At 55.8% G+C, this 19,075-nt stretch carries 19 protein-coding genes and 1 pseudogene; 8 read left to right on the plus strand and 12 right to left on the minus strand.

Translation table 11 applies throughout. The annotated features are described in order from the left end of the window. The first annotated feature begins 156 nt into the window (after positions 1 to 156). Genes lolA through ubiB form a run of 3 tightly spaced genes read left to right on the plus strand, consistent with a single transcriptional unit; the run spans position 157 to position 2,461 of the window. Positions 157 to 774 (plus strand): outer membrane lipoprotein chaperone LolA, encoded by a 618-nt coding sequence (gene lolA, locus JDW22_RS00480; RefSeq protein WP_390882812.1) that lies wholly within the window; start codon positions 157 to 159, stop codon positions 772 to 774. Position 775: 1 nt separating this feature from the next. Next, on the plus strand, positions 776 to 916 hold the full coding sequence (locus JDW22_RS00485) for a hypothetical protein (protein ID WP_200520922.1): 141 nt from the start codon (positions 776 to 778) through the stop codon (positions 914 to 916). A 33-nt stretch (positions 917 to 949) separates the two neighbouring features. Further along, positions 950 to 2,461: a ubiquinone biosynthesis regulatory protein kinase UbiB gene (gene ubiB, locus JDW22_RS00490; RefSeq protein ID WP_200520923.1), complete on the plus strand. Its 1,512-nt coding sequence runs from the start codon at positions 950 to 952 to the stop codon at positions 2,459 to 2,461. 523 nt (positions 2,462 to 2,984) lie between these two features. Here ubiB and scpB read toward each other — a convergent pair. After that, the gene (scpB, locus tag JDW22_RS00495) at positions 2,985 to 3,563 is read right to left on the minus strand and encodes an SMC-Scp complex subunit ScpB (protein ID WP_200520924.1); all 579 of its coding nucleotides are present in this window, start codon (positions 3,561 to 3,563) and stop codon (positions 2,985 to 2,987) included. 56 nt (positions 3,564 to 3,619) lie between these two features. Next, positions 3,620 to 4,480, minus strand: a pseudogene (locus tag JDW22_RS00500) (CAP domain-containing protein); the annotation flags it as partial. A 213-nt stretch (positions 4,481 to 4,693) separates the two neighbouring features. Between JDW22_RS00500 and JDW22_RS00505 the strand changes: the two are divergent. Then, the gene (locus JDW22_RS00505) at positions 4,694 to 5,062 is read left to right on the plus strand and encodes a hypothetical protein (protein WP_200520925.1); all 369 of its coding nucleotides are present in this window, start codon (positions 4,694 to 4,696) and stop codon (positions 5,060 to 5,062) included. A gap of 3 nt (positions 5,063 to 5,065) precedes the next feature. Here JDW22_RS00505 and JDW22_RS00510 read toward each other — a convergent pair whose 3' ends face one another. Then, a complete protein-coding gene (locus JDW22_RS00510) occupies positions 5,066 to 5,617 on the minus strand; it encodes a hypothetical protein (protein WP_200520926.1) in 552 nt (183 codons plus the stop codon). A 47-nt stretch (positions 5,618 to 5,664) separates the two neighbouring features. After that, the gene (locus JDW22_RS00515) at positions 5,665 to 6,630 is read right to left on the minus strand and encodes an acetyl-CoA carboxylase carboxyltransferase subunit alpha (RefSeq protein WP_200520927.1); all 966 of its coding nucleotides are present in this window, start codon (positions 6,628 to 6,630) and stop codon (positions 5,665 to 5,667) included. Positions 6,631 to 6,903: 273 nt separating this feature from the next. On the opposite strand from JDW22_RS00515, the gene murI reads away from it, so the two are divergent. After that, positions 6,904 to 7,704 (plus strand): glutamate racemase, encoded by an 801-nt coding sequence (murI, locus tag JDW22_RS00520; protein WP_200520928.1) that lies wholly within the window; start codon positions 6,904 to 6,906, stop codon positions 7,702 to 7,704. Positions 7,705 to 7,984: 280 nt separating this feature from the next. Here the strand turns inward: murI and argH are convergent, their stop codons facing one another. From argH to yihA, 8 genes are all read right to left on the minus strand, one after another. Beyond that, complete coding sequence (argH, locus tag JDW22_RS00525) at positions 7,985 to 9,370, minus strand: argininosuccinate lyase (RefSeq protein WP_200521919.1); 1,386 nt, start codon at positions 9,368 to 9,370, stop codon at positions 7,985 to 7,987. Positions 9,371 to 9,489: 119 nt separating this feature from the next. Next, positions 9,490 to 10,284 (minus strand): thymidylate synthase, encoded by a 795-nt coding sequence (locus tag JDW22_RS00530; protein WP_200520929.1) that lies wholly within the window; start codon positions 10,282 to 10,284, stop codon positions 9,490 to 9,492. 68 nt (positions 10,285 to 10,352) lie between these two features. Further along, positions 10,353 to 11,312, minus strand: coding sequence for a glutathione synthase (gene gshB, locus JDW22_RS00535; RefSeq protein ID WP_200520930.1), 960 nt, complete (start codon positions 11,310 to 11,312; stop codon positions 10,353 to 10,355). Between the two features lie 105 nt (positions 11,313 to 11,417). After that, positions 11,418 to 11,735 (minus strand): DUF2322 family protein, encoded by a 318-nt coding sequence (locus tag JDW22_RS00540; RefSeq protein ID WP_200520931.1) that lies wholly within the window; start codon positions 11,733 to 11,735, stop codon positions 11,418 to 11,420. Between the two features lie 99 nt (positions 11,736 to 11,834). After that, entirely contained in the window at positions 11,835 to 12,464 is a 630-nt protein-coding gene (upp, locus tag JDW22_RS00545) for a uracil phosphoribosyltransferase (protein WP_200520932.1), read from the minus strand. Positions 12,465 to 12,623: 159 nt separating this feature from the next. Further along, positions 12,624 to 13,232 (minus strand): rhomboid family intramembrane serine protease, encoded by a 609-nt coding sequence (locus JDW22_RS00550; RefSeq protein WP_200520933.1) that lies wholly within the window; start codon positions 13,230 to 13,232, stop codon positions 12,624 to 12,626. A gap of 84 nt (positions 13,233 to 13,316) precedes the next feature. Beyond that, on the minus strand, positions 13,317 to 14,621 hold the full coding sequence (gene tyrS, locus JDW22_RS00555; RefSeq protein ID WP_200520934.1) for a tyrosine--tRNA ligase: 1,305 nt from the start codon (positions 14,619 to 14,621) through the stop codon (positions 13,317 to 13,319). A 142-nt stretch (positions 14,622 to 14,763) separates the two neighbouring features. Further along, the gene (gene yihA / locus JDW22_RS00560) at positions 14,764 to 15,411 is read right to left on the minus strand and encodes a ribosome biogenesis GTP-binding protein YihA/YsxC (RefSeq protein ID WP_040558667.1); all 648 of its coding nucleotides are present in this window, start codon (positions 15,409 to 15,411) and stop codon (positions 14,764 to 14,766) included. Positions 15,412 to 15,508: 97 nt separating this feature from the next. Here yihA and JDW22_RS00565 point away from each other — a divergent pair, with 97 nt between their 5' ends. The 3 genes from JDW22_RS00565 (at position 15,509) to JDW22_RS00575 (ending at position 18,930) form a co-directional block, all read left to right on the plus strand. Next, positions 15,509 to 16,129, plus strand: coding sequence for a c-type cytochrome (locus tag JDW22_RS00565; RefSeq protein WP_200520935.1), 621 nt, complete (start codon positions 15,509 to 15,511; stop codon positions 16,127 to 16,129). Positions 16,130 to 16,259: 130 nt separating this feature from the next. Further along, positions 16,260 to 18,278: a cytochrome c biogenesis protein ResB gene (locus tag JDW22_RS00570; RefSeq protein WP_200520936.1), complete on the plus strand. Its 2,019-nt coding sequence runs from the start codon at positions 16,260 to 16,262 to the stop codon at positions 18,276 to 18,278. A gap of 241 nt (positions 18,279 to 18,519) precedes the next feature. Continuing rightward, positions 18,520 to 18,930 carry a hypothetical protein gene (locus tag JDW22_RS00575; RefSeq protein WP_200520937.1) on the plus strand — a complete coding sequence of 137 codons (411 nt, stop codon included), beginning with the start codon at positions 18,520 to 18,522 and terminating at the stop codon, positions 18,928 to 18,930. Positions 18,931 to 19,075: the final 145 nt, after the last annotated feature.

Consider the following 19,075-nt stretch of genomic DNA (forward strand, 5'->3'; position numbering starts at 1 on the left):
GTTTAGATTGAATGGGTTATCGCGTATCATGCGCTTTACACAGCGTGAAAGGCTTTTCAGGCTGCCTGAAAGTATCTAATATCCGCGCTGCTTGTTAGAACCTGCAAATAGTGAATGCAGGTTTTTGTATTGTAACGCAACTACTATAAGGACTAAATGATGAAAACTTGGAAAACCCTATTCGCCGCTGCCTTGCTTACCGCGTTTGCCGCTCAAGCCCAAGCGGGCGCGATTGATGCGCTGAAAAAGTTTAACGACGATGCCGACGGCATCAGCGGCTCGTTCACGCAAACCGTGCGCAGCAAAAAGAAAACGCAAACCAGCTCGGGCAGCTTCAAAATCCTGCGGCCGGGGCTGTTCCGCTGGGAATACACCAAGCCCTATCAGCAAACGATTGTGGGCGATGGCAAAACCATTTGGCTGTATGACGTTGAATTAAAACAAGTTACCAAGTCCGATCAAAACCAAGCCATTGGCGACAGCCCCGCCGCCATTTTGTCTAACAAAACCGCGCTGGATGCCAGCTATTCGCTCAAAGAAGACGGCAGCAAAAACGGCGTGGATTATGTGCTCGCCACGCCGAAGAAAAACAACGCGGGCTATCAATTTATCCGCATCGGCTTTAAAGGCGACACGCTGGCGGCGATGGAGTTGAAAGACAGCTTCGGCAACCAAACCAGCATCAGCTTTGGCGGCGTGAACCTGAAACCGAACCTGTCGCGCGGCGCATTTACGTTTACCCCGCCCAAAGGCGTGGATGTGTTGAGCCAATAGTTTGAAGGATTTTCAGGCTGCCTATTCGGGGATGGATAGGCAGCCTGAAAAGCGTTATACGCCGATGTTTCATTTCAGGCTGCCTATTGATAACACGAATAGGCAGCCTGAAAACCATCCTACCGCCGCAAAACCTTTATAATCGCGTTTTCTTGTTCACTCACGATTGCCCGCTATGAAATGGTTTTCCCGCCCCGCCGTTATCCTGAAAACGCTGTATCGCTATGGTTTGGCCGATATGGTTACGCCGCATATTCGCTTGCGCTGGTTGCAAAAATTGGCGTTGCGGTTGCCCAAATCGCAGCAGTTTGCTGCCGAGCCGTTGCCTGTGCGGCTGCGCTTGGCGTTGGAAAGCCTAGGGCCTATTTTTGTGAAGCTGGGGCAGGTGCTTTCCACCCGCCCCGATTTGCTGCCGCCTGATTACGCGGCGGAATTGGCAAGGTTGCAGGATAAAGTGCCGCCGTTTGCTGCAGCGTTGTCGCGCCAGCAAATTGAAGCATCGCTGGGGCGGCAAATTGATGAATTGTATGCAGAATTTGGCGACGAGCCTGTGGCAAGCGCGTCCATTGCGCAGGTGCATCGGGCGCGGCTGTTTAGCGGCGAAGCGGTGGCGGTGAAGGTGTTGCGCCCCAATTTGCTGGGCGTGATTGAACAGGACTTGGCGTTGATGCGCTTTGCGGCGACGTGGATTGAGCGCGTGTTTGCCGATGGCAAGCGCTTGAAGCCGCGCGAGGTGGTGGCGGAGTTTGACAAATATTTGCACGATGAACTGGATTTGATGCGCGAGGCGGCGAACGCCAGCCAGCTGGGGCGGCAGTTTGCCGACAGCGATAAGTTGATTGTGCCGCAGGTGTTTTTTGATTATTGCAGCCGCGAGGTACTGACGATTGAATGGATGGACGGCACGCCGATTTCGGATATCGGCAGCCTGAAAGCGCAGGGCATCGATTTGAAACAGCTGGCGCGTTACGGCGTGGAGATTTTTTTCACGCAGGTGTTCAACAACGGCTTTTTCCACGCCGATATGCACCCCGGTAATATTTTGGTGGCGGCAGACGGGCGGTATATCGCGCTGGATTTCGGCATCGTGGGCAGCCTGACGGAGTATGACAAGCGTTATCTGGCGATTAACTTTTTGGCGTTTTTTAACCGCGATTATCATCGAGTGGCAACGGCGCACATTGAAAGCGGCTGGGTGCCGCCTGATACGCGGGCGGAAGATTTGGAAGCGGCGGTGCGCACGGTGTGCGAGCCGATTTTTAACAAGCCGTTGTCGCAGATTTCGTTTGGCTTGGTGTTGATGCGGTTGTTTGAAACCAGCCGCCGTTTTAATGTGGAAATTCAGCCGCAGCTGGTGTTGCTGCAAAAAACGCTGTTAAACATTGAGGGCTTGGGGCGGCAGCTAGACCCCGATTTAGACTTATGGAAAACGGCGAAACCGTTTTTGGTGAAATGGATGGACAGCCAAATTGGCGTGCGCGCGTTGCTGAAAAATTTGAAGGATGAAGCACCCGATTGGGCGGAGATTTTGCCCAGCCTGCCGCGCAAAATCGCGACGTTGGTGGACGAGAAGAAACAGGACGAAATGCGGCAGGCAACGCTGCATTTGATTCACAGCCAAAAGCGGCAGAATTTTTGGCTGGGGGTGATTGCGCTGGTGTTGCTGTTGATGTTGCTGTTTAAATGATGGGGATGTTTTCCAACCATTGAGGCAGCCTGAAAACGTGTTTGGATGCGTTTCAGGCTGCTTTTATTTACATGAATAAGGCAGCCTGAAAAAGGGTTGCTGCTTGGTGGTTGGCTTTGGGTGTAGTTTTAACCATGCGCTTCGTGCCAGCGGGGCACTTCCTTTTCTTTGCTTCGCCAAAGAAAAGTAAGCAAAAGAAAGGCGACCCCGACGTGCAGGTTTGGCTACGCCAAACTTCCCTCACTCCGCATCCTTTTTTCGGCACGTGCGAACTAGCCGCGCTTTGCGCGTCGTCGAACAAGCGCACGCTTGTTTCCGAAAAAAGAATGCTCCGTTCGGCTGGGCGTAGGGGGAGGGGCAGCAGCATTAAATATTTGTGAAGTGTTAGGCAGCCTGCGCCGGGTAGCGGAGTTGTGAAGCTAAAATTAAGCTATCGGGCAAAACCGTTTGGCAGAATACCAAGCGGTTTTGTTTTTCAGGCTGCCTTTGTTTACATGATAAGGCAGCCTGAAAATGGGTGGGGCTATACGGGTTCGGCTGCGCTGTTTGCTTCTTCGCTTGGGCCAAACAGCTCGGGGATTTCGGGCAGGATAAGCTCGCCCAGCTCGGTGAGCGGGGGCAGCTCGGCGAGGTTGGCAAGTTGCAGGTCGCTGAGAAATTGGTCGGTGGTCGCCCACAGCGAGGGTTTGCCGATGCTGTCGCGTTGCCCGATGACTTCTATCCAGCCGCGCTCTTGCAGGGTTTGCATCACGTTTTGCGATACGCTGACGCCGCGAATGTTTTCTATGTCGCCGCGGGTTACGGGCTGTTGGTAGGCGATGATGGCGAGGGTTTCCATGACGGCGCGGGAGTAGCGGGGGGTGCGGGTGTCGTTGAGGTTGGCAAGTTGGGGGTAGGCGGCGGGGGTGATTTGGAAGCGCCAGCCTTCTGCGCTGTACACGAGTTCTAGGGCGCGGTTTTGCCAGCGGGCTTTCAGGCTGCCTAATACGTCGATGAGTTTGTCGGGGGAGAGGGGCGGGGTGCATAGCTCGCGCATGGCTTTTTCGCTAAGTGGCTCGGTTTGGGTGAGCAGGGCGGCTTCGATTAGAGATTCTGGGGTCATGGTGGTGGGGGGGTGTAGTTAAAGGATTTTCAGGCTGCCTTTGTTTTGGGGCGCGGTTATTCAAACCAGTGCCGTTTTTTGCGGGTGCGGAATGTCCATGTTTCGGTATGTTGTTTGCCGTTTTGGCTGTAAACGAATTGGGCGGTGTATTCGGTGTTGTAGTCTAGGGGCTTGGGGGCGAAGAGGGCAAATTCGTTGGTTTGCAGTTGGTGGTTGGGGTCGTTGGCGGCGGTGAGGATGGTGGGGTTGGCGATTTCGCCGTGGCTGCTGCGTAGGGTGAAGCGGTGTAGGGTGATGGGGGCTTGGTTGCCGTAAAAGGCGATGCTGACGGGGTTGCCAACGGGGTTGCGGGTGGGCATGGGGTTGGGGTTTTCTTTGCCGTCGTAGCTGGGGTCGATGTTGTTGCCGATGGGGAATTTGACGGGGGCAAGGTGTTCGGGGGGGAGTTCGTCGAGTGGGATGCTGGTGCGTTCGCCGTTGCAGGGTAGGGTGAGCAGGTAGCGGCTGCGGTTTTGGGCGAGTTGGTCGGCTTGGGCACAGAGTTCGCGCTCGTGGCTACTGCCTTGTTCTACGACGAAGGCGGTGTATTTGCCGCGCACCCATGCTGCGCCTGCTTCGTTGTGGGTGGGGGTGAGCAGGGCGAGGCGGTGGTAGAGGGCGGTCATGAGGCTGTCGGTGCTGGTTCTGCCTGAGCGGGCGAAGTTGCTGATGGTGAGGTTTTCGGCGACGCCTGCGCTGTATCCTGCGGCGGCGGCGCGGGTTTGGGGGTCTGCGCCTGTGTAGCTGGGGTGGCTGCGTTGGGTTTCGTCGTGGCCTTCGGGGTGGCGGCTGAGGTATTGGGCGTGGTTTTGGGCGGCTTTTTGCAGTTGGGGGTTGGGGGCGAGGGGTTGCAAGCCTGCTTGGGTGCGCCAGTAGTTGAGGCGGTCTAGCCCTGCTTTGGCTTCTTTGGCGGGGCTGTAGCGGGCTTCGGAGAACTAGCCCATGCCGACCAGTAGGGCGGCGAGGCGCAGCCCGAAGTAGAGGAGGCGGCGGATAAGGGGGGCCTGGGGGCAGGATTTTTTCATGGGGGCGGGGGCAGCCTGAAAATTAAGGATGGGGCTGTTTGATTAAATAGCCGTGTAATTTTAACCATGCGTCTCGTGCCGACGGGGCACTTACTTTTCTTTGCTTCGCCAAAGAAAAGTGAGCAAAAGAAAGGCGACTGCGGTTGCAGGTTTACTTCGCAAACTTCCCTCGTTTCACATGATTTTTCGGGCGGACAAAAAACTCGCCGCTTCGCTGCTCAAACAGTTTTGTCCTTTTTTCCCGAAAAATCGCGTTCCACTCGGCTGCGCCAGCAGCAAGGGTGCATTGTGGTAAAAATTGGTGGCGGGATTCATCGTTTTTGTTTCAGCTTGGTTTGTTTCCAAGTTGCATTAAGTGTTTGGGGCAGCCTGAAAACGGATGTTACCGGACTAAATTTTGTTGATGAGTGGTCGCTGCTTTTTCAGGCTGCCTGATGGTTATTCGTTCAGCAAAATCAGCGTTTCGTCATCCAAGTGGTGCGCCCATTCGCGCAACAGCAGCAATACGGCGCAAAAGTCGGTGGTTTGCGGCAGCAGCGGCAGGCTGCTTTGCGGGCGGTAGCCGGCGGCAACGGCAAAGGCGTGTTCTAGCGTGTCGCGCGTGATGATTGCGCCGCGCGGATGGGCTTGGTGTGGCAGGGCAAGCAGCGGTGCCGCGCCTTGCACGGCGAGCGGTTGCGTGTTTTGCCGCAGGTCGCGCAGGGGGTAGAGCGCGTCTTCAACGGTTTGGATGGCGGTTTCCCATGCGTATTCGCTGGGCGGGTAGTGGGCGAGCTGTTGTTGGATTTGGTTTAGGGTGAGGGCGATGGGGTGGCTGGCATCGGGGGTGATGAGGGTGATGGGCTGGGTGGTGAGGTTTAAGATATTCATGGCGGAGTGTCGGGGGATGGTTTCAGGCTGCCTTTGATGGCGGGCAATGGTGAGGCAGCCTGAAAACCCATCAAGCCGAAAACCCGCATTAACAATCATCTTGCGAACACGGGTTTGCACACGGTTTGGTTTTGGGAGCGGCTGGGTTTCAGGCTGCCTTGGGCGGTTTACTTGTTTTTGTCAATAAATTGCCCATAGTTCATGATGCGGTCAAAACGGCGCGAGAGTAAATCGTCCAATCGCATGCCTTGTGCTTGGGTAATTTGTTGTTCCAGCGTGGTTTTCACGGTTTTCATCAGCTCGGCGTAATCGCGGTGTGCGCCGCCCAATGGTTCTTTAATCACGTTGTCCACTAAGCCGAGTTTGTGCAGGCGGTCGGCAGTGATGCCCAGCGCGGCGGCGGCTTCGGGGGCTTTTTCGGCAGTTTTCCACAAAATAGACGCGCAGCCTTCGGGCGAAATCACGGAATAGGTGGAATATTGCAGCATATTGATGTAATCGCCCACGGCAATTGCCAACGCGCCGCCTGAGCCGCCTTCGCCGATAATGGTGCAGATAACGGGGGTGTGCAATTTGGTTAATTCGTAGAGATTTTTGCCGATGGCTTCGGATTGGTTGCGCTCTTCCGCGCCGATGCCGGGGTAGGCGCCGGGGGTGTCCACAAAGGTGAGCACGGGCATGCGGAATTTTTCGGCAAGGTGCATCAGGCGCAGGGCTTTGCGGTAGCCTTCGGGGCGGGGCATGCCAAAATTGCGGTACAGTTTTTCTTTGGTGTCGCGCCCTTTTTGATGCCCAATCACCACCACGCTGTGTCCGTTAAAACGGGCAACGCCGCCGATGATGGCGTGGTCGTCGGCATAATGGCGGTCGCCGTGCAGCTCTTGAAAATCGGTGCACAGCGCGTTGATGTAGTCTTGGGTGTAGGGGCGTTGCGGATGGCGCGAGATTTGCGAGATTTGCGCGGGGGTGAGCTTGGCGAAGATGGATTTGGTTAAATCGGCGGCTTTTTTCTGCAAACGTTTGATTTCATCGGAAATATCCACGGCGGAATCGCCTTGCACTAGGCGCAATTCTTCAATTTTGTTGTTCAGCTCGGCGATGGGTTGTTCAAAATCTAGATAGATGGGTTTCATGGTTTCGTCTCGCAAAATGGGGATAGCGTGTTTGCTCTATCGCTTGTTAATCAATGTGTTAGCTTTGATAACGGGCGGCGGGCGGCAAAAATGGCTGAATGATACGCTATCGGTTTGGTTTTTGCACGGGTTTGTGGGCGTTTTGAATGTCAATACGCCCTAGCTTTCAAGCTGCCTGAAAACGGCTTTGCGGGTAAAATGCGCGTTTTTGTTTTTCAGGCTGCCTTTGCCTTGCCTGTTGAGGCAGCCTGAAATCTTGTTTTGAGTGCAACCATGAATACTAACCCCATTGGCGTGTTTGATTCGGGCGTGGGCGGTTTAACCGTTGTCCGCGCCCTGATGGAACGCCTGCCCAACGAGAATATCGTTTATTTTGGCGACACGGCGCGCGTGCCCTATGGCGTGAAATCGCGCGCCACCATTGAAACTTTTACCGCACAAATCGTTGATTTTTTGCTGCAAAACCAAGTGAAAGCCTTGGTGATTGCGTGTAACACGATTGCGGCGGTGGCGTATCAGCGCGTGCAGCAGATGGCGGGCAATATGCCCGTGTTGAGCGTGATTGAAGCGGGCGCACAAGCCGCGCTGGCGACCACGCGCAACGGCAACATAGGCGTGATTGCCACCAGCACCACGGTAAACAGCAATGCCTATGCCCGCGCCATCAGCGCGCGCAACGCCGACACGCGCATTCTGTCGCAAGCCGCGCCCTTGCTGGTGCCGCTGGTGGAAGAGGGCTGGCTGGAACACGAAGTAACACGGCTCACCGTGCGCGAATACCTGCGCCCGTTGCTGGCAGACAAAATTGACACGCTGATTTTGGGCTGCACGCATTTTCCGCTGTTAAAGCCGCTTATCAAGCAGGAAGCGCCGCACATTGAGCTGGTGGACAGCTCCACCACCACCGCCGAAGCCGCCGCGCAGGCACTCGCCGCCGCGCAGCTGCTCAACACACAAACCGCCGCGCCCGATTACCGCTTTTATGTGTCGGATATTCCGCTGCGCTTTCAAACAATCGGCGAGCGGTTTTTGGGGCGCAGCTTGGAGCAGATTGAGATGTTGCGGCTGGGGTAGGCGGGATAGGTTTGCGGCAGCCTGAAAACGCAATGGGTGCGCCGTCAAACGTTTTCAGGCTGCCTAGGGCGTATTCCCTTAGGCAGCCTGAAACCTGAAATGACGTATTCAACAGGGTTTTACCGGTTGGCAACATCGGCGGGCCGCCGCTCCATTGGGCGTAGGTTTGGCAAAGGTTGCAGCCTGAACACCATAAGCAGGCATGGGCGAAAACATAGCGGCAGCCTGAAAACGGGAATGGACACGCCATCAACCGTTTTCAGGCTGCCGCCATCTGTGCCTATTGCGCCAGCAACGCCCGCCAGCGCGCCACTTGCGCCTTCACCTGTTCGGGCGCGGTGCCACCGATGTGGTTGCGCGCGTTCAGGCTACCTTCGGGGGTGAGAATTTGGTAAACATCGTTTTCAATCAATGGGCTAAACCCTTGCAACACCGCCAGCGGCAAGTCGGCAAGATCGCATTTTTGCGCGTCGGCATGGCGCACGGCTTGGGCAACGACTTCGTGGCTGTCGCGGAACGGCACGCCTTTTTTCACCAGATAATCCGCCAAATCGGTGGCGGTGGCGAAGCCTTGCAGCACGGCGGCGCGCATATTTTCGGGCTTCACGGTGATGCCGCGCATCATGTCGGCGTAAATCCGCAGCGTGTCCACCAGCGTGTTTACCGTGTCAAACAGCGGCTCTTTGTCTTCTTGGTTGTCTTTGTTATACGCCAAGGGCTGCGATTTCATCAGCATCAGCAAGCCCATCAAATGCCCAATCACGCGCCCCGATTTGCCGCGCACGAGCTCAGGCACATCGGGATTTTTTTTCTGCGGCATGATGCTAGAACCCGTGCAAAAGCGGTCGGCAATATCTATAAAACCAAAGCGCGGCGACATCCACAAAATCAGCTCTTCGGATAGGCGGCTCAAATGCACCATCACCAGCGAAGCGGCAGCGGTGAACTCTATGGCGAAATCGCGGTCGGACACGGCATCCAGCGAGTTTTGGCAAATTTGTTCAAAATCAAGCAGTTTGGCGGTGGTTTCGCGGCGGATGGGAAAGGTGGTGCCCGCCAGCGCGGCGGCGCCCAAGGGCATGCAGTTCACGCGGCGGCGGCAGTCTGCCATGCGCTCGTCGTCGCGCCCCAGCATTTCCACATAGGCGAGCAGATGGTGTCCGAAGCTGACGGGCTGGGCGACTTGCAGGTGGGTGAACCCCGGCATCACGGTGGCGGCGTGTTCGGCGGCTAAATTCACCAGCGCGGTTTGCAAGTCTTTAATCAGGCTGCGGATAACGGTGATTTCGTCGCGCAGCCACAGGCGGATGTCGGTGGCGACTTGGTCGTTGCGGCTGCGCCCTGTGTGCAGGCGTTTGCCTGCGTCGCCGATTTTGTCGGTGAGGCGGCGTTCGATGTTCATGTGCACGTCTTCCAAATCGAGCGACCATTTCAGGCTGCCTGCTTGGATTTCGGCGGCGATTTCCGCCATGCCGCGCTGGATGGCGGCTAGGTCTTCGGCGGAAAGCACGCCCGCTTCGTGCAGCATTTGGGCGTGGGCGAGCGAGCCTTGGATGTCCCATCGGGCGAGCCGTTGGTCAAAACCGATGGAGCCGGTGTATTGTTTGACCAGTTCGGATACGGGTTCGTTGAAGCGTCCCGACCAAGTTTTTTGTGGGGTTGTCATGGGGTGTCCTTTGGGGGTGTTGGAAGGATTGGTTTGCGGCTTCGCTGCGCGGCGCAGGCAGCCTGAAAACGGAAAATCGATTTTCAGGCTGCCTTTATTATTCAATCGCGGCGGGGCAATCAAACCGACACTTGCGCTTTGATATGCGGGTGCGGGTCGTAATCCGTCAATTCAAAATCGTTGAATCGGAAGGCAAAAATGTCGCGCACATCGGGGTTGATGTGCATTTTGGGTAGCGGGCGCGGTTCGCGTGTGAGCTGCAAGCGGGCTTGTTCAAGATGGTTGTTGTATAAATGCGCGTCGCCGAGCGTGTGGATGAATTCGCCCGCTTGCAAGCCGCAGACTTGGGCGAGCATCATGGTGAGTAGGGCGTAGCTGGCGATGTTGAACGGCACGCCGAGGAAAATGTCGGCGCTGCGCTGGTAGAGCTGGCAGGAGAGCTTGCCGTTGGCAACGTAAAACTGGAACAGCGCGTGGCAGGGCGGCAGCGCCATGCTGTCCACTTCGGCGGGGTTCCATGCGGATACGATGAGACGGCGGCTGTCGGGGTTGGTTTGGATTTGCTGCACGAGATTGCGGATTTGGTCGATGGTTTCGCCGTTTGCGCCGCGCCAGCTGCGCCATTGCGCGCCATACACGCGCCCGAGGTCGCCGTTTTCGTCTGCCCATTCGTCCCAAATGCGCACACCGTTTTCTTTGAGGTAGCGGATATTGGTGTCGCCCGATAAGAACCACAATAGCTCGTGGATGATGGATTTGAGGTGCAGTTTTTTGGTGGTGAGCGCGGGGAAGCCATCGGCAAGGTTAAAGCGCATTTGGTAGCCGAATACGGAGCGCGTGCCTGTGCCTGTGCGGTCGGATTTGGTTACGCCGTTTTGTAGAACGTGGCGCATGAGGTCTAAATATTGTTGCATGGTTTTTCTCTTGATTTGGTTTTCAGGCTGCCTTAGCTGATTAGGCAGCCTGAAAATAATGGAAACGTTTACACCGCTTGCCCATTGCGCTCCACCGCATCCACAAACTGGGCGGCGACGTCAAAATCTTTTTGTTTCATGATTTCTTGGAAGCCTGTGGGGCTGGTTACGTTGATTTCGGTGAGGCAGTCGCCGATTACGTCTAGCCCTGCTAGTAGGATGCCGCGGGCTTTGAGCTGGGGGGCGAGGCTTTGGGCGATTTCGCGGTCGCGCTCGGATAGGTCTTGCGCCACGCCGCGCCCGCCTGCGGCGAGGTTGCCGCGTGTTTCGCCATTTTGTGGGATGCGGGCGAGGGCGTAGGGGACAACTTCGCCGTCGATGATAAGGATGCGTTTGTCGCCGTGCACGATGGCGGGCAGGTAACGTTGCGCCATAATGGTGCGGCTGTCTAGCTGCATTAGGGTTTCTAGGATGCTGCCGATGTTGGGGTCGTTTTCACGCAGTCTGAAAATGCCCATGCCGCCCATGCCGTCCAGCGGTTTGACGATGATGTCGCCATGCTCGGCAAGGAACTGGCGCACGTCGCTGGCGCGGGTGGTTACGATGGTGGGCGAGATGAATTGGGGGTAGTTCAAGATGGCGAGTTTTTCGTTGTAGTCGCGCATGGCTTGCCCGCTGTTGAACACGCGCGCGCCTTGTTGTTCGGCAAGGGTGAGCAGCTGGGTGGAATAAAGGTATTGCATATTGAAGGGTGGGTCGCTGCGCATGATGATGGCGTTGAACTCGGTTAAAGCCGTGCTTTGGGCGGGGGCAGCCTGAAACCATGCGTGGTCGTGGTCGTCCTTTGCGCCTAGAAATTGAATTTGGCTGACTTGGGCGAGCACGCTGCCGTTTTGCACGCTCAATTGCGCGGTGAGGGCGTGGAATAGGGTGTGCCCGCGCCGGGCGGCTTCGCGCATCATGGCGTAGGTGGTGTCTTTGTAGGTTTTGAAGCTGGCGAGTGGGTCGGCGATAAAAAGGAGATTCATGGTGGGGCTTTCGCTTGGGCAACGATGGGGTTGCCAGATGATGAGGCAGCCTGAAAGCCCGTTGATGTGCTTTCAGGCTGCCTTAGGGTGGAGTGGATGGGCGGATTATTTGGCGAGGGGTTGCAGCGTGTAGGTGAGGTTTTCGTCTTGCACTTTAAACAGCAAGTCAATGTTGGGATGTTTGCCCGCGTGTTTTTGCGCGTCCAAAACGTGTTCGTCGAACCAAATCAAGCCTTGCTCGGCGGCGTAGCGGTTCAGTTCGCCGTTAAACTCGGCGGCCAGCGCGTTATACACTTTCAGGCTGCCTAATTTGCCTTCGGCAGCGGGGATGTGATGCACCACGTTGCCTGCGGCATCGCATACGTTTAGACCGCTTAGGTGATCGATGCTGGGCATTTGGGCGAGGTTGGCTTGAAATGACATAATGTTCCTTTGTAAACGATTGATGTTGAAAGCGGTTGAGGCAGCCTGAAACGGGGTTTGCTGTTTTCAGGCTGCCTTGGCACGGGATAAATGGGCGGGCTAATGCTTCGTGCCGAAGATTTTGTCGCCCGCATCGCCCAAACCAGGGATGATGTAGCCGTTTTCGTTAAGATGGCTGTCTAGCGCGGCGGTGTAGATTTTCACATCGGGATGCGCGGCGTTCACGGCTTTCACGCCTTCGGGCGCGGCAACCAGCACAAGGGCTTTGATGTTGCGGCAGCCTTTTTGTTTGAGCAAGTCAATCGTGGCGACCATGGAGCCGCCCGTGGCGAGCATGGGGTCGATGATGAGCGCGGGGCGTTCGTCCATTTTGTCTACCAGCTTTTCAAAGTAGGGCACAGGTTGCAGCGTTTCTTCGTCGCGCTGCAAGCCGACTACGCTGACTTTTGCGCCCGGAATCAGGTCTAACACGCCGTCCAGCATGCCCAAGCCTGCGCGCAAAATGGGTACGACGGTTACGGTTTTGCCTTTGATGCGCTCGCCTTGGATTTTGCCGCACCAGCCGTCGATTTCGTGTTGTTCGGTTTCAAAATCGCGCGTAGCTTCGTAGGTCATCAGGCGGGCGAGCTCTTTGGTGAGCGTGCGGAATTTGCCGGTGCTGCAATCGGCTTCGCGCATAAGGGTGAGTTTGTGGCGGACGAGGGGGTGGTCGATGATGAGCAGATTCATGGTTTTGTCTCTTTTGATGGGCTGAAAAACGGGGGCGATTATAGCGTGTTTTCAGGCTGCTTTACAGGGTTTAACAGTAGGCGGGCAGGGCGGGCAAAGGCAGCCTGAAACCCGCTTCATCCGTTTTCAGGCTGCCTATTGGTCTTTCGGCTTGGTCTTTCAGCGTTGCAACTGCCGCTGCCATTGCCAAGCAAACGCCCAGCCCATCAACGCGCCGCCGCCGTGCACCATGTGGGCGATGTTGTCGCCAAACAGCGAAACGCCCGACACTTGGGCGAACACTTCGTATAACACCATGCCGCCCACCAGATAGCGCGCCTGCACGGGCACGGGGATAAACATCAGCGACAGCGGGGCTTTGGGATACACCGCCGAAAACGCCGCCAGCACGCCAAACACCGCGCCCGACGCGCCCAGCATAGAACCGTTGCTGCCCATAAACGGCAAATACGCCGCCGCGCCCGCCAAGCCCGATGCAAAATACAACGCCCACACGCGCTTGGCTGTCCACACGCGCAACAGATGCGGCATAAACGAGCCCAGCGCAAACATATTAAAGCCTAAGTGCATCAGGCTTTCGTGTAAAAACATGTGGGTAAACCATTGCCAGATATGGTAATTCGGGTTTTCAGGCTGCCATAGCGCGCCTTCTGTCCGCCAATCGAAGCCCGATTCTTGCAGCAGGAAAATGGCGACGTTGAGGGCGATAAGGATGATGTGGGGTTGGAGGCGGATTTTGTTCATGGTGGTGAAAGCGGGAACATTCATTCAACAGACTAAGGCAGCCTGAAAACGGAAAACGGTTTTCAGGCTGCCTAAACATCAAAGCGGCGGCGGAAAACCAACGATGGATTACGCCCACACCAGCAAGGCATGGTTGCGCTTGCCGCGTTTGATAATGGTGTATTTGCCAAAGCGTTTGTGCGCGTCGGTGAGTAGATACAAATCGTCGGGTTTTTCGGCGGCGTGGCCGGGGTTGTTCGCTTCTGCCGCGCTGCCGTTAATCAGCACCGCGTTGCTTTGCACAAAGCCGCGCGCTTCCTTGTTGGATTTTGCCAAACCCGCTTGCACCAAGGCTTCCACCACATTCAGGCTGCCCAAATGGGAAACGTGCAGCGCGGGCAGGCCGTCCAGCGCCAGTTGCGCGTAATCCTGCTCGGTGAGGCTGCTTTCGTCGCCCGAAAACAGGCTGTGCGTGATGCGTTGCGCGGCTTCCAGCGCGGCTTCGCCGTGAATCAGGCGGGTCATTTCTTCGGCGAGGATGCGTTGTGCTTCGGGTTTGGCGCTGCTGGCTTTGTCTGCCGCTTCAATCGCGTCGATTTGCTCAATGCTCAGGAAGGTGAAGTATTTCAAGAATTTATACACGTCGGCATCGGCGACTTTGAGCCAGAATTGGTAGAACTGGTAGGGCGAGGTTTTGGCGGCGTTGAGCCACACCGCGCCGCCTTCGGTTTTGCCGAATTTGGTGCCGTCGGCTTTGGTAACCAGCGGCAGCGTCATGCCGTGCACGGTTTTGTGGTTGAGGCGGCGGGTGGTTTCCGTGCCCCATGTGATGTTGCCCCATTGGTCGGAACCGCCGATTTCCAATTGCACGTTGTGGCGCGTGTTGAGCTGGGCAAAATCATAGCCTTGCAACAGCGCGTAGGAGAATTCGGTGAACGAGATGCCTTGGTCTTCGCGTTCAATGCGTTGTTTTACCGATTCTTTTGCCAGCATGGCGTTCACGGAAAAATGTTTGCCGATGTCGCGCAGGAAATCCAAGCAATTCATGCTGCCGAACCAGTTGGCGTTGTTTTCCATGATGGCAGGGTTTGCGCCGTCAAATTTCAAAAACGGCGTGAGCTGGTTTTTGATGCTTTCCACCCAGCTTGCCACGGTTTCGGGCGTGTTCAGGCTGCGTTCTACGGCTTTGAAGCTGGGGTCGCCAATCATGCCGGTTGCGCCGCCCACCAACGCCACAGGCGTGTGCCCCGCGTTTTGGAAGCGGTGCAGCACCAGCACGGGCAGCAGATGCCCGATGTGCAGGCTGTCGGCGGTGGGGTCGAAACCGCAATAGAGCGCGATTTTTTCGTTGTCCAACAGCTTGGAGAGTTCGTTGATGTCGGTGGTTTGGGCAATCAGCCCGCGGGCTTGGAGGTCTTGCAATAAGGGGTTCATAAGTTTCCGATTTCCAATAAAAGGCAGCCTGAAAACGGTTCAGGCTGCGGTTGAATGACGGGGCGGATTTTAAAGCATTTTCAGGCTGCCTGAAAGCCGGCGCGCGCGGTTCGGTTGGCAAAACGGGCGGGCAAAGGCAAGGCTATGCGCCCGTGGCATCGTGTTCTTCGCGCCCGGCATCGGCAGCCTGAAAAGTCTCAAACCAGCCTGCCACCACTTCGTTGACTTCGTCCGTGCCTTGTTTTTTCAAGCTGGAAAATAGTTGCACCGAAACGCTTTGCCGTTCGGCAAACGGCTTCAAGGCTTTTTGCACGGCGGCAAGGGTTTTGATTTGCTCGTTTTTGGATAATTTGTCGGCTTTGGAAAGCAGGATGTGCACGGGGCGGCCCGTGAGCGCGAAAAAGTCCAGCATTTGGATGTCCAGCGGCTTCATCGGATGGCGCACGTCCATAATCAACACCAAGCCGATTAACTGTTTGCGCGTTTGCAAATAATCGCCCAGCAGCTTCACCCAATGTGCGCGGACGGCTTCGGGCACTTGCGCGTAGCCGTAGCCGGGCAAATCCACCATAAAGTTGCCGTTTGCCAGCTCAAAAAAATTGATGTGCTGCGTGCGCCCCGGGGTTTTGGACACATACGCCAAGCGCACATGGCTGCATAACGTATTGATTGCGCTGGATTTGCCCGCATTGCTGCGCCCCACGAAGGCGATTTCGGCGGGCGTGTCGGGCAGGTCTTTTAAGTGGTTTACGGTGGTGAAAAATTGGGCGTTTTGGAATAGATTGTTCATGGCTGTAAAGATTTGTGAATTTGGTATAGAATACCACGTTTGAAAGATTCTCGGTTTTGAACCGCTACACAATATAAAAAATTCAGGAGCACTTTTCATGAAACGTTTAACTCTGTTGGCAATTTTTGCTGCTTGCGGCTTGGCTTCGGCAGCGCCTGATTTGGGCAAAGGCAAGCAGGCGGCTATGGTTTGTTCAGGCTGCCACATGGTGGATGGCAACAGCACCATCGCCATGTATCCCAAAATCGCGGGGCAGCATTCGGATTACATTTTCAAACAAATGCTGGACATCAAAAAAGGCGAGCGCAAAACCGGCAATTCCGCGGTGATGGCGCCCATCGTGCAAAACATGAGCGAAGCCGATATGCACAACATCGCCGCTTATTTCGCCACGCAGCAGGCCAAAGCGGGCGAAGCCAACCCTAAAGCCAACCCCGAGTTAGGCAAAACCATTTTCCGTTCGGGCCTGCCCGGCAAGAGCATCCCGGCGTGCATGTCGTGCCACGGGCCTGCGGGTGCGGGCTATCCTGCGGGCGGCACAACGTTTTCAGGTTTTCCGCGCGTAGGCGGGCAGCATGAGGGCTATATCGCCGACCAACTGCATCTGTATGCCAAAGGCGAGCGCAAATCGCCCAACAGCATCATGGAAGACATCGCTTCGCGCATGAGCGAAGACGACATCCGCGCGGTGAGCACTTATATCCAAGGCTTGAAATAATCGTTTTATGCTTTTCAGGCTGCCTAATGGTAAACAGCGTTAGGCAGCCTGAAATGTATTTTGCATTGCTTTTTCAGGCTGCCTATAATCGCTGCCTGAGCCGTCTTAACCTTTTTTAAACATTCTTGCCATGTCTTTATCGTCTCCGCCCAAAATCCCTTTTATCCGCCGCCCGTGGTTTGCTTTTTTCAGCTCCATGCGCTTTGCGGTGGCGCTGCTTTCGGTGTTGGCGATTGCTTCTGTTGTCGGCACGGTGTTGCAGCAAAATCAGCCCAAGCAAAATTATGTGGTCAAATTTGGCGCGTTTTGGACGGAAATCTTTGAATTTTTGGGGCTGTTTGACGTGTATGCTTCGGCGTGGTTCACGCTGATTATGCTGTTTTTGGTGTTGAGCACGAGCTTATGCTTATGGCGCAATGTGCCGCCGTTTTTGCGCGAAATGCGCTCGTTTCGCACCAACACCACCGTCAAATCGCTCGCGCACATGAAACACACCGCGCTGTTGCCTCGCGATATAGGCAGCCTAAAAACGGAAATCGCGGCGAAATATTGGCAGGTAAACGGCTTTCAAACGCGCATCACGCCGCGCGAGGATGGCAGCGTGTTGCTGTCGGCAAAAAAAGGCGCGATGAACAAATGGGGCTATATTTTTGCCCACGCGGCGATTATTGTGATTTGCTTGGGCGGCTTGGTGGACAGCAATTTGCTGCTAAAAATCGGCATGCTCACGGGCAAGATTGTGCCCGATACCAGCAGCCAATACGCGCGTGATTTTCAGGCTGCATCGCGCTTGTCGGCGAGCAATTTATCGTTTCGCGCCAATGCCGAAGTGATGGAAGGGCAAACAATAGAAGCGGCGTTTATCAATGCCGACAAGGGCTTGCTGCTGCAAGAGTTGCCGTTTACGCTGGAATTGAAAAAGTTTCACATTGATTTTTACAACACGGGCATGCCCAAAGATTTTGCCAGCGATATTGTGGTAACCGATAAGGCAAGCGGCAAGCGCGTGGCGCAGACCATTCGCGTGAACCATCCGCTCACCATCAACGGCATCACGATTTATCAATCCACCTATGGCGATGGCGGCTCGGATGTGCGCTTCCAAAGCTGGGATTTGCGCGGGGCAAACCCGCCCGTGTCGCTGGATGCGGTGTCGCAGCGCAGCTTCCCGCTGGATATGGGCACGGAAAAATATCAGTTTGAGCTGGGCGAACTGCGCGTGTTTAACGTGGAAAACACGGCGGCGGGCGAAACTGCCCAGCACGATGTGCGCAGCGTGGCACAGCCTAAGCAGTTTCAAAATGTGGGCCCGACGATTATGTTTAAACTGCGCGATGCGGCGGGGCAAGCGCATGAATATGTGAACTATATGCTGCCCTTGGAGCGCGAGGGCGTGAAGTTTTTTGCCACAGGCGAGCGCAGCGACATCAACGCGCCGTATCGCTGGCTGATGCTGCCCGCCGATGGGCAAAACAAGCTGGATAGCTTTATGGCGTTGCGCGCCACGCTGATGCAGCCTGAAAAGCGCGCGCAGATTGTGCAAACGGCGGTTGCGAATGTGAACGAAAATATGCGCAGCGATTTTAAGCTGGCGGTGGAAAACCTGCTGCGCCAGTTTGCCGAGGGCGGCTACATCGCGATTAACGAGCATATTCAGCAAAATGTGCCCGCCGAAGCGCAGCAAAAAACAGGCGAAATCATGTATCAGATTTTGTATAGCAGCATGGATGTGGCGCTCACGCAGGCGTTAAACGATTTCAGGCTGCCGACTATGGCTGCGGGCGAGGCGCGCAATCGGTTTATTTTGAACAGCATGGATGGCTACACTGCGCTGACCAAATTTCAATCGCCCGTGCTGCTGCAAATGGACACGTTTAAGCAGGTGAATATGTCGGGCTTGCAGATGACCAAATCGCCGGGCGCAAGCCTTGTTTACATCGGCTCGGTGCTGCTGGTGTTGGGCACGATTTTTATGTTTTATGTGCGCGAAAAACGCGCTTGGCTGCTGTTTGACCGAGATGGCGATGTGCGCTTTGCCATGTCTGCCACGCGCAGCGAACGCGAGTTGGCACGCGAGTTCCCCGAGCATTTGGCGAAGCTGGAAACGCTGGCGCGGGATTTGGGGCAGCCTGAAAACAAGGCAGAGTAGGGCGGCGGTTAATTGCATTGCCCCACCCTTGCTTATTTTTTGCCAGCGCAGGCGTTTCGCCGCCTACCACGAGCAGGGGCAAGCCCCTGCACCCCACGCGCAAAACCATTTCAGGCTACCTAACACCCATTCCCGCGTTTAACCCGTAGGGTGGGCAATTCGTTGTCCACCAACCACCCCGTCCCCTTTTAGCTTTTCAGGCTGCCTAACCCCTCCCATCCCCACCCAAAAAGGAATCCCCATGTTCAAACGCCCCGAAGAAATCCTCCTTATCCTAGTCGGCATCGCCTTTCTCGCCATCACTTACTTTATCGCAGGCTGGGCAACCGCCGCCTCGCTCAAATACACGCTGATGATTACGGGCTTCACGCTGCTTTGGCTCGCCGCCTTTTTTTGGCTGTGGACGCACGAAAAAGCCTTTTTGTTCTACCCCGTGTTGCTCGGCTTGTTCGTTGCCTGCTGGTGTCCGTGGCTAGACTGGTTCGCCCTGCGCCACACCGCTGCCGCCGATGCCACCAGCATGATAGTGCTCAACAAACCGTGGTACGCCACATGGACATTTAAAGCCGTGCTGGTTGCGCTGCCCATCATCGGCGGCTACGCATGGGAATGGCGACGCAGCCGCAAGCGCAAATTCGCAGGCAAGGTGTAAGAACCACAGCCGTGTAAACCATGCGCAGACGGTTTCAGGCTGCCTCCAATAGCCATCAGAGGCAGCCTGAAATCTACAATGGAGTAGCGATGGCTGGCTGATTAAACAGAGTATGGCTGGCTTACCAGGATGTCGGCGAGCCTTT

This window comes from Kingella bonacorsii (assembly GCF_016623605.1).
In the GTDB taxonomy this organism is placed as follows: Bacteria; Pseudomonadota; Gammaproteobacteria; order Burkholderiales; family Neisseriaceae; genus Kingella_B; species Kingella_B oralis.